Annotated in this window: 11 protein-coding genes; 8 read left to right on the top strand and 3 right to left on the bottom strand. The window is 73.6% G+C overall.

The annotated features are described in order from the left end of the window. Positions 1–216: 216 nt before the first annotated feature. The 5 genes from F4556_RS27325 to F4556_RS27305 all read left to right on the top strand — a co-directional run bounded on the left by F4556_RS27325 (position 217) and on the right by F4556_RS27305 (position 6681). A complete protein-coding gene (locus tag F4556_RS27325; protein WP_184920587.1) occupies positions 217–1716 on the top strand; it encodes a leucyl aminopeptidase in 1500 nt (499 codons plus the stop codon). A 398-nt stretch (positions 1717–2114) separates the two neighbouring features. Further along, positions 2115–3503: a dihydrolipoyl dehydrogenase gene (gene lpdA / locus F4556_RS27320; protein ID WP_184920585.1), complete on the top strand. Its 1389-nt coding sequence runs from the start codon at positions 2115–2117 to the stop codon at positions 3501–3503. A gap of 63 nt (positions 3504–3566) precedes the next feature. Continuing rightward, a complete protein-coding gene (gene sucB, locus F4556_RS27315; RefSeq protein WP_184920583.1) occupies positions 3567–5315 on the top strand; it encodes a 2-oxoglutarate dehydrogenase, E2 component, dihydrolipoamide succinyltransferase in 1749 nt (582 codons plus the stop codon). A gap of 113 nt (positions 5316–5428) precedes the next feature. Next, positions 5429–5944, top strand: a complete 516-nt coding sequence (locus F4556_RS27310; RefSeq protein ID WP_184920581.1) for a DUF4240 domain-containing protein — start codon at positions 5429–5431, stop codon at positions 5942–5944. A gap of 134 nt (positions 5945–6078) precedes the next feature. After that, positions 6079–6681 (top strand): phosphoribosylanthranilate isomerase, encoded by a 603-nt coding sequence (locus F4556_RS27305; protein WP_184920579.1) that lies wholly within the window; start codon positions 6079–6081, stop codon positions 6679–6681. Here the strand turns inward: F4556_RS27305 and F4556_RS27300 are convergent. After that, a complete protein-coding gene (locus F4556_RS27300) occupies positions 6678–7568 on the bottom strand; it encodes a DUF2510 domain-containing protein (RefSeq protein ID WP_184920577.1) in 891 nt (296 codons plus the stop codon). The genes F4556_RS27305 and F4556_RS27300 overlap by 4 nt on opposite strands. 58 nt (positions 7569–7626) lie before the next feature. Next, positions 7627–8127: a GNAT family N-acetyltransferase gene (locus F4556_RS27295; protein WP_246511097.1), complete on the bottom strand. Its 501-nt coding sequence runs from the start codon at positions 8125–8127 to the stop codon at positions 7627–7629. Positions 8128–8234: 107 nt separating this feature from the next. Here F4556_RS27295 and F4556_RS27290 point away from each other — a divergent pair, with 107 nt between their 5' ends. The 3 genes from F4556_RS27290 to F4556_RS27280 all read left to right on the top strand — a co-directional run bounded on the left by F4556_RS27290 (position 8235) and on the right by F4556_RS27280 (position 12177). Further along, positions 8235–9140, top strand: a complete 906-nt coding sequence (locus F4556_RS27290) for a TIGR01777 family oxidoreductase (protein WP_184920573.1) — start codon at positions 8235–8237, stop codon at positions 9138–9140. 274 nt (positions 9141–9414) lie between these two features. Next, the gene (locus F4556_RS27285; RefSeq protein ID WP_313068690.1) at positions 9415–10740 is read left to right on the top strand and encodes an NAD(P)/FAD-dependent oxidoreductase; all 1326 of its coding nucleotides are present in this window, start codon (positions 9415–9417) and stop codon (positions 10738–10740) included. Between the two features lie 213 nt (positions 10741–10953). Beyond that, positions 10954–12177, top strand: coding sequence for a cation:proton antiporter (locus F4556_RS27280; protein WP_184920569.1), 1224 nt, complete (start codon positions 10954–10956; stop codon positions 12175–12177). A gap of 13 nt (positions 12178–12190) precedes the next feature. Here the strand turns inward: F4556_RS27280 and F4556_RS27275 are convergent, their stop codons facing one another. Next, complete coding sequence (locus tag F4556_RS27275; RefSeq protein WP_246511096.1) at positions 12191–13921, bottom strand: NsdA family TPR-like regulatory protein; 1731 nt, start codon at positions 13919–13921, stop codon at positions 12191–12193. Positions 13922–14165 lie beyond the last annotated feature (244 nt).

Raw genomic sequence — 14165 nt, 5'->3', positions numbered from 1 at the left:
CCTCAACCGCCGTGCGCCCGAGGGTCGCTGGTCACCACTCACGCATCGTGACCGAATCAGATGGGTATCCGGGGCGGCACCATCCCAGCATGCGGACTACCATGCGGTGAGCACCGTGACCCCTGCGCCCTGTTCCAGCGGAGCACGCCCGGGGTCGTTGCCGGTGCGGCACCGGCGCCGCACCCGGCTTGGACCGCGAAAGAACAGGATCGTTTAGTGACTGCACTGTCTGTGAGCACCTCCTCCGCCGCCTCGCTGCGCGCGGACGCCCTGGTGATCGGCGTGGCCAAGGGCCCGAAGGGCCTGCTGCTCGCGTCCGGCGCGGAGGCCGTGGCCGAGGCGTTCGACGGCAAGCTGGCCGAGCTGCTCGCCACCCTGGGCGCGACGGGTGCCGAGGGCGAGGCGGTCAAGCTTCCCGCTCCCGCAGGTGTCAAGGCTCCGCTCGTGCTCGCGGTCGGCCTCGGCGAGGCCGAGCAGGGCCACTCGCTGGAGACCCTCCGCAAGGCGGCCGGCGTCGCCGCCCGTACCCTCGCGGGCGCCAAGAAGGCCGCGCTGGCGCTGCCCGCCGTCTCCGCCGAGGAGATCGAGGCGGTCGCGCTCGGCGCGCTGCTAGGCGCGTACTCCTACAGCACCTACCGCAACGGTGACGGCAAGGCCCCGGTCGGCGAGCTGACCGTGCTCACCGAGCGCAAGGGCAGCAAGGACGCCAAGGCCGCCATCGAGCGCGCCACCGCCGTCGGCGAGGAGATCAACCGCGCCCGCGACCTGATCAACGCGGCGCCGAACGACCTCAACCCGAAGTCCTTCGCCGCGATCGCCCAGGCCGCCGCCAAGGACCACGGCCTCAAGTTCGAGGTGCTGGACGAGAAGGCGCTGACCAAGGGCGGCTTCGGCGGCCTGCTCGGCGTCGGCACCGGCTCGGCCAACCCGCCCCGGCTGGTGAAGGTGGCGTACACCCACCCCAAGGCCAAGGCCACCCTCGCCTTCGTCGGCAAGGGCATCACCTACGACTCCGGCGGCATCTCGCTGAAGCCGGCCGGGCACAACGAGACCATGAAGTGCGACATGGCCGGCGCCGCCGCCGTGTTCGCCACCGTGGTCGCGGCCAAGCGCCTCGGCCTGCAGGTCAACGTCACCGCCTGGCTGGCGCTGGCGGAGAACATGCCGTCCGGCACCGCCACCCGCCCCGGTGACGTGCTGCGGATGTACGGCGGCAAGACCGTCGAGGTGCTGAACACCGACGCCGAGGGCCGCCTGGTGCTGGCCGACGCGATCGTCCGGGCCGGCGAGGAGCAGCCCGACGTGATCGTCGACGTCGCCACCCTGACCGGCGCGATGGTGCTGGCCCTGGGCAACCGGATCTTCGGTGTGATGGCCAACTCCGACGAGCTGCGCGACCGCCTGCACGCCACCGCCGAGGCGGCCGGCGAGCAGTCCTGGCCGATGCCGCTGCCGGTCGAGCTGCGCAAGGGCATGACCGAGACCACCATCGCCGACCTCGCCAACATGGGTGAGCGGATGGGTGGCGGCCTGGTGGCCGGTCTGTTCCTGAAGGAGTTCGTCGCCGAGGGCATCGACTGGGCGCACCTAGACATCGCGGGCCCTGCCTTCCACGAGGGCGCCCCGTTCGGCTACACCCCCCGCGGCGGCACCGGCAGCGCGATCCGCACGCTGCTCCGGTTCGCCGAGGAGACCGCCGCCAACGGCGCGGCCTGAGCTCTCTGAGCCCCCGGCGGGGCCCGGCGCCACTCGGCGCGGGGCCCCGCTTTTTTCGGTTACCGGCCGGTAGTGGATCCGACCGTTTCTGACAACGCGTGTTCGCCGCGGGCGAAACTTTGTTCCGTACGGTGGAACAGCCCACCCCACCGGCCCGGCCGGCCCACCCTCTCCCGCGTGGTCACACGGCTGTGAGCTGCGGATATACCCTGACGTACGGGACATCCGAGAGCCCTCCTGGCAACCGGCCGAGCTGTCCGGGGCAGCCCCGGCCACCAGCCGCCGCGAACAAGTGCGAGGATGTACTCCCGGACGACTGGGCGCCTTACGAGGGCGCCCTGCCCCACCGGACCGCGACCGGCCCGGCGAACCGCACCCCTTTGCATGGAGGACGTGACGTGGCGAACGACGCCAGCACCGTTTTCGACGTAGTCATTCTCGGAGGCGGAAGCGGCGGTTACGCCGCGGCGCTCCGTGCAGCGCAGCTGGGTCTGAGCGTTGCGCTGATCGAGAAGGGTGAGCTGGGCGGCACCTGCCTGCACCGCGGCTGCATCCCGACCAAGGCCCTGCTGCACGCGGCCGAGATCGCCGACGAGACCAAGGAAGCCGCCGAGTTCGGCGTCCTGGCCACGTTCCAGGGCATCGACATCAACGGCGTCCACAAGTACAAGGACGACGTGATCGCCGGCCTGTACAAGGGCCTGCAGGGCCTGGTGGCCTCCCGCAAGGTCACCTTCATCCAGGGCGAGGGCCTGCTCTCCTCGCAGACCTCGGTGGACGTCAACGGCCAGCGGGTCGAGGGGCGTCACATCGTCCTCGCGACCGGCTCGGTGCCGAAGTCGATCCCCGGCCTGAACATCGACGGCGACCGCGTGATCTCCTCGGACCACGCGCTCAAGCTCGACCGCATCCCGAAGTCGGCCGTCATCCTCGGCGGCGGCGTGATCGGTGTCGAGTTCGCCTCGGTCTGGAAGTCCTTCGGCGTCGACGTCACCATCGTCGAGGCCCTGCCGCACCTGGCCCCGCTGGAGGACGAGAACTCCTCCAAGCTGCTGGAGCGCGCCTTCCGCAAGCGTGGCATCAAGTTCGAGCTGAAGGCCCGCTTCTCCGGTGTCGAGTACACCGCCGACGGCGTCCGGGTCTCCACCGAGAACGGCAAGCAGATCGACGCCGACCTGCTGCTGGTCGCCATCGGCCGCGGCCCGGTCTCGGCCGGTCTCGGCTACGAGGAGGCCGGGGTCGCGATGGACCGCGGCTACGTCCTGGTCGACGAGTACATGCGCACCAACGTGCCGACCATCTCGGCCGTCGGTGACCTGGTCCCGACCCTGCAGCTGGCCCACGTCGGCTTCGCCGAGGGCATCCTGGTCGCCGAGCGGCTGGCCGGCCTCAAGGCCGTGCCGATCGACTACGACGGCGTGCCGCGGGTGACCTACTGCAACCCGGAGGTGGCCTCCGTCGGCATCACCGAGGCCAAGGCCGTCGAGCTGTACGGCAAGGACAAGGTCGTCACGCTCAAGTACAACCTGGCCGGCAACGGCAAGAGCAAGATCCTCAAGACCGCCGGCGAGATCAAGCTCGTCCAGGTCAAGGACGGCGCCGTGGTGGGTGTCCACATGGTCGGCGCCCGCATGGGTGAGCAGGTCGGCGAAGCCCAGCTGATCTACAACTGGGAGGCGCTGCCCGCCGAGGTCGCGCAGCTCATCCACGCGCACCCGTCGCAGTCCGAGGCGCTCGGCGAGGCGCACCTGGCGCTGGCCGGCAAGGCTCTGCACGCGCACGACTGATCGCGCTCGTCCCGGCAGTCCATCCATTCCTGTACGCAAGACTTGATAGGAGTCGCTGAAACCATGGCGGTCTCAGTAACACTGCCCGCGCTGGGCGAGAGCGTTTCCGAAGGCACCGTCACCCGTTGGCTGAAGGCCGAGGGTGACCGCGTCGAGGTCGACGAGCCGCTGCTCGAGGTCTCGACCGACAAGGTCGACACCGAGATCCCGGCGCCCGCCTCCGGCATCCTGGCCTCGATCAAGGTCGGCGAGGACGAGACGGTCGAGGTCGGCGCCGAGCTGGCCATCATCGACGACGGCTCCGGTGCGCCGGTCGCCGCCGCGGCCCCGGTCGCGGAGGCTGCTCCGGCCGCCCCCGCCCCGGTCGTCGAGGCGCCCGTCGCCGCTCCGGCCCCCGTGGCCGAGGCTCCGGCTGCCGCCCCGGCCGCTGCCGCGCCCGCCGCCGACGCCACCCCGGTGCTGCTCCCCGCTCTGGGCGAGTCGGTCGCCGAGGGCACCATCACCCGCTGGCTCAAGGCCGAGGGCGACACCGTCGAGGTCGACGAGCCGCTGCTCGAGGTCTCCACGGACAAGGTCGACACCGAGATCCCGTCGCCGGTCGCCGGTGTGCTGGTGAAGATCCTGGTCGGCGAGGACGAGACCGCCCTGGTCGGCGCCCAGCTCGCGCTGATCGGTGCGGCGGGTGCGGCTCCGGCCGCCGCCGCCCCGGCTCCTGCCCCGGTTGTCGAGGCTCCGGCTCCGGTCGCCGCCCCGGCCCCGGCCCCCGTGGCCGCGCCGGCCCCCGTGGCCGCTGCCCCGGTCGCCGCTCCCGCTCCGGTCGCTGCTCCGGCCCCGGCCCCCGTGGCCGCGCCGGCTCCGGTCGCCGCCGCCCCGGTGGCTCCGGCCGCCGACGGCTCGGACGCCTACGTCACCCCGCTGGTCCGCAAGCTCGCGGCCGAGCAGGGCATCGCGCTCTCCGCGGTCACCGGCACCGGTGTCGGCGGGCGCATCCGCAAGCAGGACGTCATCGCCGCCGCCGAGGCCGCGAAGGCCGTCCCGGCTCCGGTGGCCGCCCCGGCCGCCGCGCCGAAGGCCGCCGCCGCGGCGTCCCCGCTGCGCGGTCAGACCGTCAAGATGACCCGGATGCGCAAGGTCATCGGCGACAACATGATGAAGGCCCTGCACGAGCAGGCGCAGCTGACCAGCGTGGTCGAGGTGGACATCACCAAGATCATGAAGCTGCGCGGCAAGGCCAAGGACTCCTTCCTCGCCCGTGAGGGCGTGAAGCTGTCCCCGATGCCGTTCTTCGTCAAGGCCGCCGCCCAGGCGCTGAAGAGCCACCCGGTGATCAACGCCCGGATCAACGGCGACGAGGGCACCATCACCTACTTCGACTCCGAGAACATCGGTATCGCGGTGGACTCGGAGAAGGGTCTGATGACCCCGGTCATCAAGGGTGCGGGCGACCTCAACATCGCCGGTATCTCGAAGAAGACCGCCGAGCTGGCCGGCAAGGTCCGCGGCAACAAGATCAGCCCGGACGAGCTGTCCGGCGCGACCTTCACCATCAGCAACACCGGCTCGCGCGGTGCGCTGTTCGACACCGTGATCGTGCCGCCGAACCAGGCCGCGATCCTCGGCATCGGCGCCACCGTCAAGCGCCCGGTCGTCATCGAGGTCGACGGCAGCACCGTCATCGGCGTCCGTGACATGACCTACCTCTCGCTCTCCTACGACCACCGCCTGGTGGACGGCGCCGACGCCGCCCGCTTCCTGGTCGCGGTCAAGGAGATCCTCGAGGCCGGCGAGTTCGAGGTCGAGCTCGGCCTGTAAGGGCGTCAGATCCGCCGGAACCCCGCGTCGTCCACCCGGACGGCGCGGGGTTCCGCGTTTCGCGGGCCGCCTCGCGTGCGGGAGACCGGCCGAGCGGCGATGCTGGAGCGGTGATGTACGAGACGGACTTCTGGCAACTCATCGACGAGACCAGGGACGCGGCCGAGGGCGATCCGGACGAGCAGGCCGAGGCGCTGGTGGACCGGCTGGCCCAGCTGACGCCGGACGACGTGGTGGACTTCGCCCGGCTGTTCGAGGCACGGTTCCAGCGCGCCTACCGGTACGACCTGTGGGGGGCGGCGTACCTGATGCTGGACGGTGCTTCGGAGGACACCTTCGACTTCTTCCGGTGCTGGCTGATCGGCCAGGGCCGGGAGGTCTTCGAGGGCGCGCTGCACCAGCCGGACGACCTGGCGGAGCTGCTGCCGGACTTCGACGAGGAGGAGGACGGCGATGCCGAGGACCTCGGCTACGCCGCCGACGAGGCGCACGAGCAGCTGACCGGCCTGCCGCTGCCCGACCTGGGGACCTCGCAGCCCCGGCGGCCGGAGGGTGACAGCTTCGACTTCGAGGACGCCGAGCAGATGGCGAAGCGGTTCCCCCGGCTCTGGGAGCTGTACGGCGGCTGACGGCGGCTCAGGCGGCTGGGTTGGCCGAGTAGTGGGTGGTGCCTGCGGGGCGCCGGGCGCGTACCGTACTCGGGTCGGAGGGGCACGGGGAGCGCCCCGGCCCCTGGCCCAGCGGAGCGGGAGACTTCGGGACAGTGTTCGTCAAGATCTGCGGTCTGAGCACCGCACAGGACGTCGCCGCCGCCATCGCGGCCGGGGCCGACGCGATCGGCTTCGTGCTCACCGAGAGCCCCCGCCGGATCGAGCCGGCGGCCGCCCGGCGGCTGGCCGAGCAGGTGCCGGCCGGGGTGCTGACGGTGGCGGTGTTCGGCCGGGAGCCGTCGGCGGAGGTCCGGCGGGCCGCGACGGCGGCCGGGGTGGGTGCCGTCCAGCTGCACGGTGACCACCCGCCCGCCGCCTTCGCCGAGCTGCGGGACCTCGGGCTGCGGCTGGTCCGGGCCACCTCGGCGGCGGCCGGGGCGGGGGCGGCCTGCGGCGACTTCGGCGAGGACCTGCTGATCCTGGACTCGCCGGTGCCCGGATCGGGCGAGCCCTGGGACTGGTCCGAGCTGGGCGCCAACCCGCCGAGCGGGTCGTGGATGCTGGCCGGCGGCCTCAGTCCGGCCAACGTGGCCGAGGCGATCGCGGCCGCCCGGCCTTGGGGCGTGGACGTCTCCAGCGGGGTCGAGGTACGGCGCGGGGTCAAGGACCCGGCGCTGATCACGGAGTTCGTCCAGCGGGCGAAGGCTGCGGGCTAGACCGAGACTCCGGTGCCGCCGCCCTGGCTGCCGGGGAGCGGGCGGATGGCGGCGACCAGTTGGTCGAGCAGCTCGGGCGAGGGGGCGTCCGGGTGTTCGTCCGCCGAACCGACCAGCACGGTGAAGCCGCCGCCGGGTGCCCGGACCGCCACCACCAGGACGTGGCCGGGGACGCCCTTCACCGGGTCCACCCGCCAGCGCTCGGCGTGCCCGGTCACGCCGGCCACGGTCACCGGGGCCGAGACCACCACTTTGGTCGAGGTGAGGTCGCCGTACAGGATCGGCGCGTAGGTGGCCATCTCGGCCCGGGCCACCGCCTGGGCGGAGGCGCCCTCGGACCGTTCGGCCACCACGGCGAAGTTCGCCCGTACGCAGTTGCCGCTGCCGACGTCGCAGGAGTACGGCTTGGTGGAGAACTGCAGGGTCACCTTGCCGTCGTGGTCGTCGATCTTCCAGCCGGCCGGGACGGGCACCTCCCAGCCGCGCGACAGGTCCTGCACCGAGCGGGTCGACGGCAGCGGGGCGCGGCTGGGCGCCGCCGGGGTGGGCGTCGGGGTCGGACTCGGGGTCGGGGTCGCACTCGGGCTGGGCGTCCGGGTGGGGCTCGGGCTGCCCGTCACCGCCGGCGGCGCGGCCAGCGGCTCGTGCACCGGAGCGTCGGCCCGGGTGGCCCAGAACAGCCCGCCCGCTCCCGCGGCCAGCACGACCAGTACCAGCGCGAGCACCAGCCAGGTTCTGGCCCCGCGCTTCGCGGCGGCGACCGGCTCGGCACCCACCGGGCGGACCTCAGCGGTCCACGCCTCGCCGTCCCACCAGCGCTCCTGGGCAGCCCCGTCCGGCCCCGGGTCGAGCACGGGATACCAGCCGGGCGGCGTCGAGTAGGTCACGGCGGTACCGTACCGTTCAGGCGTTCGCCCCGTCAGCCGCTTGGCACTTGACGGTCCGTCAGAGCCAGCGGCCCATCCAGACGTCGTCCACGTACGCGCCGTCCAGCCAGAACTCCTCCGGCAGCACGCCGGCCACCTCGAAGCCGCAGCGCTCGTACAGGCGCCGGGCGGGGGCGTTGTGGGCGAGCACCCGGAGGGTCATCCGGCGGATGCCGTCGGCCCGGGCCCGGTCGCAGGCGGCTTCGATCAGGGCCTTGCCGATGCCCCGGCCGCGGGCCTCGGGGTCGACCACGAAGCCCTGGATCTGCCGGATGTGGCGGTTGCTGGCCAACGGGGTGGCGGGGCCCTGGTGGACGTAGCCGACGATCCGGCCCGCCGACTCCGCCACCAGGAAGTGCTCGGGCGGGCGGCGCTCGTCGAAGAGTTCGGCGTCCGGGCCCGGCTGCGGGACCACGTCGCTGAGCCAGGACCAGGAGACCCGGTCGAGGCGGGCGAGCTCCGGCCCGTCCTGCTGCCGTGCCGTACGTATCGTCAGGTCAGCTGCGCCGTTCGCTCCCATGGCCGCCATGGTAGGCGACCGTCCGGTGGCGCTGCCGGGCCTTTTCGGCGGGTTCTTTCGGCGGGCCCGACCGGCCTCCGGGCGGGTCCGGCTGCCAGGATGGGGCCATGCGTATCGCGGTGACTGGGTCCACGGGTCTGATCGGTTCGGCGCTTGTCCGCTCGCTGTTGGCGGACGGGCACGAGGTAGTGCGGTTGGTGCGGCAGCGGTCCAGGACCGGGGTGCAGCCGGACGGCAGCGTCGGGGTGGGCTGGCACCCGCAGCTGATGCAGATCGACCGGGCCGGGCTGCACGGGGTGGAGGCGGTGGTGCACCTGGCGGGTGCCGGGGTCGGTGACCGGCGCTGGACCGAGGCGTACCGGCAGGAGATCCGGGACAGCCGGGTGCTCGGCACCGAGACGCTGGCCGCCGCGCTGGCCGACCTGAAGGAGCCGCCCCGGGTGCTGGTCAGCGGTTCGGCGGTGGGCTTCTACGGCCAGACCGGGGACCGGGTGATCGACGAGGAGGCGCCGCCCGGCGACGACTTCCTGGCCCGGGTCTGCGTGGAGTGGGAGGCCGCCACCCGCCCGGCCGAGCAGGCGGGCGTCCGGGTGGCGCACGCCCGTACCGGGCTGGTGCTCTCGGCCGACGGCGGCGCGGGCGCCCGGCTGTTCCCGCTGTTCCGGCTGGGTCTCGGCGGGCGGCTGGGGGACGGCAAGCAGTACTGGAGCGTGATCTCGCTCGCCGACGAGGTGGCCGCGCTGCGGTATCTGATCGACACGCCGGAGCTGTCGGGGCCGTTCAACCTGGCGGGCCCGGAGCCGGTGACCAACGGGGAGCTGACCGAGCTGATCGGCCGCGCGCTCGGCCGGCCGACGCTGTTCGCGGTGCCGGAGTTCGCGCTCAAGGCGGTGCTCGGCGAGATGGCGGTGGAGGTGGTGGGCAGTCACCGGGCCATCCCCGCACGGCTGTTGGCGGCCGGGTTCCGGTTCCGGCACCCGACGGCCGCGGAGGCGGTGCGGGCGGCGGTCTGACCCGTTCGGAGGCGGCGGCGCAGGGGGGCGCACGGCAGCAGGTGTCCGGCGCACCGCGCGCCTCCGGTGACCGTGCGCGCCCACCTGACGGTCGAACGCTCCCTTCCGGCGCACAGTCCGTGACCGTGCCCCGCCTCCTGTCGCCACTCCCCCTGATTGGAACGGAACTCCCGGCCTGATTCGCCGATTGACGGGGCATCACATGCGAGGACCGTGTCCCGGCACCCTGCGGCCTGCCCGGCCGCAGCCCCGGGACCAGGGAGGGAGCACACTCGTGCCCGCACATGACTTCACCCGTCGCACCCGCCGCCCGTCCGACCCGGACGTCGTGGTGGTCGGCGCCGGCCTCGCCGGGCTGGCCACCGCCCGCGCGCTGACCGGCCGTGGCCTCACCGTCCAGGTCCTGGAGGCCACGGAACGGATCGGCGGCCGGGCGGCCGGACGGGAGCTGGACGGCTTCCGGCTCGACCACGGCGGCCAGCTGCTGAACACCGACTTCCCCGAGCTCGGCCGGGTGCTCGACCTGGACCCGCTGGAGCTCAGCCCGCTCGCCCCCGGCGTCCTGGTGCACAGTGCCGGGCGCCGCCACCGGTTCGGCGATCCGCAGCAGACCCCGGCCCGGCAGGCCACCGCCCGGGGCCCGCTGGGCAGTCCGCTGGACCGGGCCAGGCTCGCCTCGGCCTTCGGGCGGCTCGCCACCACCCCGGTGCCCCGGCTGCTGACCCGCCCGGAGACCACCGCCGCCCGCTCGCTGGCCGACCGCGGCCTGCCGCCGCGGACGGTGGACGGCCTGCTCCGCCCGCTGCTCGGCGCGCTGCTCAGCGACCCGACGCTCGGCACCAGCAGCCGGGTCGCCGACCTGGTGCTGCGCTCGTACGCCCGCGGGCGACTCTGTCTCCCGGCGGCCGGACTGGCCGCCGTACCCAGTCAGTTGGCCGAGGGCCTGCCCGCCGGGACGCTCCGGCTCGGGGTCCGGGTCACCTCGGTGGCCGCCGACGGCGTGCACACCGCCGCGCACGGCCGGATCACCGCCCGGGCCGTCGTGCTGGCCACCGACGCACAGTCGGCCGCACAGCTGCTCCCCGGGCTGCGGGTGCCGGACTTCCACCCCGTCACCACGTACTTCCACGCCGCCGACCGCTCACCGCTGGACGAGCCGGTGCTGCTGCTCGACGCCGACCGGCCGCAGGGCCGCCCGGTGCTCTCGCACTCGCTGGTGCTCAGCGACCTGCACCCCTCGTACGCGCCGCCCGGGCGCGCGCTGATCGCCACCACCGTGCTGGGCCGGCGCCGGTTCGACCAGGGCGGGCCGGCCGGGTACGAGCCGCTGCTGCGGCGGCGCCTGGTGCACCTGTACGGCTCCGCCGCGGCCCAGTGGGAGTTCCTGACGGTCCGGCACGTCCCGGACGCGGTGCCGGCGATGCCGCCGCCGCACAACTTCCGGCGGCCGGTGCGACTGCTGGCCGGCCTGTACGTCTGCGGCGACCACCGGGACACCAGCACCGTCCAGGGGGCCCTGGTCTCCGGGCGGCGGGCTGCGCAGGCGGTGCTGCGTGACCTCCGGGTGCCGGTCGCGACTCCGGCTGCCGAGGCGGCGTAGCGAGACGAGCCCCGTCAGGGGCTCGGGGAACGGCGACGGTTCGTGGCTGGTGGGTATCACTGCGAAAGTGCCTGACCATTTACGGACGGATCACCTTTTTCGAGGCTGGCGTCGCAGTTCCCCGAGCCCCTGACGGTGCACGGCGGGCCTCTGCGGTCCGGCCAAGCCGTCGTGCCAGTATGCCGATATGACTCATAGTCGGACATTCTGCCGATGACGGCGGACGACGTGGACGCGGTCGCGCTCGTCCTCATCCCGGCGTGTGCGGTGGCCGCGCCGTTGCTCGCCGACCGTCTGCAGCGCTGGCTGGCGGTCCCGACCGTGGTGTTCGAGATCGTGCTCGGGGTGCTGATCGGACCGGACGTGCTCGGCTGGGCGGAGGTCGGCGATCTGGTCGACGCGCTCTCCCAGTTCGGGCTGGCGATGCTGATGTTCCTGGCGGGCTACGAGATCGACTTCGCCCGGCTGCGCGGCGGTCCGCTCAAGCGGGCCGTCGGCGCCTGGCTGGTCACCCTGACGGTCGCGCTCGGCGCGGGTGCCCTGATCAACCGGGACGCGCTGAGCGGCGCCTTCGCGGGGCTGGCGCTGACCACCACCGCGCTCGGCACCATCCTGCCGATCCTGCGCGACTCGGGCACGCTGCCCACGCCGTTCGGCTCGATGACGATGGCCACCGGCGCGGTCGGCGAGTTCGGCCCGATCATCGCGATCGCCGTGCTGCTGAGCGGCAACACCCCGGTCAGGTCGGCCGTCATCCTGGGCGCCTTCGCGGTGATCACCGCCGTCGCGGTCAGCTACGCCCGGCGCCCGCGGCCGGACTTCGTGACCCGGCTGATCCGGCGCACCCTGCGCACCTCCGGGCAGTTCGCCGTCCGGACCGTGATCCTGGTGCTGGCCGTGATGGTCGGCGCCGCGATCTGGCTCAGCCTGGACATGCTGCTGGGCGCCTTCACTGCCGGGATCGTCTCCCGGCTGCTGCTGTCCGGGGTACCCGAGGCGGAGGAGGAGGTGATCGAGGCCAAGCTCGAAGGCATCGGTTTCGGCTTCCTGGTGCCGATCTTCTTCGTGGTCAGCGGGATGAACTTCGACCTCGACGCGCTCCTCTCCGACCCCGGCACCCTGCTGCTCGTCCCGGTCTTCCTGCTGCTGCTGGCCGCACTGCGCGGAGTCCCGGCCGCCCTGCTGGCCCCGCCCGAACTGGGCGGCCGGGACCGGGTGGCGCTCGGCCTGTTCGGCGCCACCGCGCTGCCGCTGGTGGTGGTCATCACCACCATCGAGGTGGAGGCCGAGCGCCTGCCGTCCTCCACCGCCGCGGCCCTGGTCGGCGCGGGCATGCTCTCCGTCCTGCTCTTCCCGCTGCTCGCCCAACGCCTGCGCGGGCAGACCCAGCCGCCACCCCGGGAGGGCCGCCCCCGGGTCACCGCGGAGAGCTGGTGAAAGCCCCTGACCCTCAGATCACCCCCGACTGCCGGGCGGCCTCGTCGAAGGCGCGGGCCGACTGGTTGGCGCGGTAGGGGGTCAGCCGGCGGTGGAAGTCCCGCAGGTACTCGACCGTGCGGGCGGAGCGCATCTCGCCGGCCGCCCGGAGGGCCTCGGTGGCCAGGGTGCAGGCGTCGTCGATCTCGCCGAGGCCGAGGCGGGAGCCGGCCAGCACCAGGCGGCAGAGGATCCGGCTGCGGGCGTAGGCCGGGGCCCGCAGCCGGAGCGACTTCTCGGCGTGCTGGGCGGCCGGGCGCCACTGCTGGAGGTCGCGGTAGCAGTGCGCGAACTCGTCGGCGAGCTGGGCCTCGTCGAAGTAGCGGGCCCAGGAGGGCAGTTCGTCGTTGGGGCGGGCGATGCCGAGGGCTCGCTCGCAGCGGACCAGAGCGGTGGTGCAGGAGCGTACGTCGCCGAGCAGGGCGTGGCCGCGGGCCTCGGCCGCGTGCATCAGGGACTGCACGGTGGGCGCGGCGGCCGCGCCGACGCCCTGCTGGGCGACCCGGGCCAGCTGGATCGCCTCCCGGCCGTGGCCGAGGTGGACGGCCTGCTGGCTCATCGTGGTGAGCACGTAGCCGCCGAGCACTCTGTCCCCCGCGGCCTGGGAGAGCCGCAGCGCCTGGACGAAGTACCGCTGGGCCAGGCCGTGTGCGGCGATGTCGAAGGACGTCCAGCCCGCCAGCCGGGTCAGGTCGGCGACCGCGCCGAACAGCGCCCGGCCGATCTGCTCGCCGTACCGGCCGCGCAGCATCGGCTCGGCCTCGCTCTCCAGGTACCTGACCAGCGCCTGGCGGGCGTGGCCGCCGCCGTACGCGTGGTCCAGCGCGCGGAACAGGTCGCCGACGGCCCGGATGGCGGCGATGTCACCCCGGCCGACCCGGAGCGGCGGGCGCTGCTCCCGGGCCTCGGCGGCCTCCAGGGCGGTCTGCGGCAGCGCACCGCGACTCTGGGTCGGCACCCGGCCCAGAGCCGGCTGAGGGGCCCGTACGGCGCTCCGGGCGGCGGGCAGGCCGGGACGGGAGCCGGGCAGCTGCGGGCGGCCTGACGAGGCGTCAGGAAGCCCCGGGGGCAGGCCGGGGACGGAACCGTCCCTGGCCACCCGCTCGTCGGTGCGGCCGATCAGCCAGTCCCGGCTGGGCACCACCAGGCCGGCCGGGGTGAAGGCGATCCGGCGCAGCTCGGACTGCTGGCCGGTGTCCTTGTGCCACATGCTGGCGACGATGTCGACGGCCTCCTGCGGGCTCTCGGCGAACTCCAGGCCCGCGTAGACCGGGGCGCAGGCCTCCAGGCCGATGTCCAGCGCGGTCAGCCGGCGCCCGAGCCGGCGGGTGAAGACCTCCGCGATCAGCGCGGGGGTGGCGCCGCGGGGCTGCTGGCCGCGCAGCCAGCGGGTCACCGAGGTCTTGTCGTAGCGGAGGTCGAGGCCGTGCTCCAGGCCGAGTTGGTCGACCCGGCGGGCCAGCCCGGCGTGCGAGAAGCCGGCCTCCTCGATCAGCGCGGCGAGCCGGGGGTTCTGGGTCTTGTCCAGACCGGACGGGCCGGGCGGACCTGACGGAGCGGCAGGCCCGACAGGGGCCGCCGGCTCGGCGGCCTGCGGCGACCCGCCGGGTGTTGCCCCGGACGGCCCCTCGCGCGGATCGAGGTGCGGGTCGAGCGGGTCGAGCGGTCCGTACGCCGGGCTGTCGGTTGCAGGCCGTTGGGGCATATCAGTCACACCTCTCGAGCGCCTCACCAGTCCCCCCGGTGCATGGAGCGGCGCCCCCTGTCGGGAATCGGCGTGAATGTAGCGAGCATTTCGCCGCTATGGGTGGATCTGGGCGGGCAATCCTCCGAACGGGTGACGCAATGGCGCCCGTTGTAGGGAAGGTGTCGCGGCGGGTGTTTGGCCGGACGGCCCTCCGCTGCCCGATCGCCCGCATGGCGCCGGTCGCCATGAAGCCGCCCGGACC

Origin of the sequence: Kitasatospora gansuensis (assembly GCF_014203705.1) — a bacterium.
GTDB classification, from domain to species: Bacteria; Actinomycetota; Actinomycetes; order Streptomycetales; family Streptomycetaceae; genus Kitasatospora; species Kitasatospora gansuensis.
The sequence above is the reverse complement of the archived record's forward strand: the minus strand, read 5'-3'. Positions and strand labels throughout refer to the sequence as shown.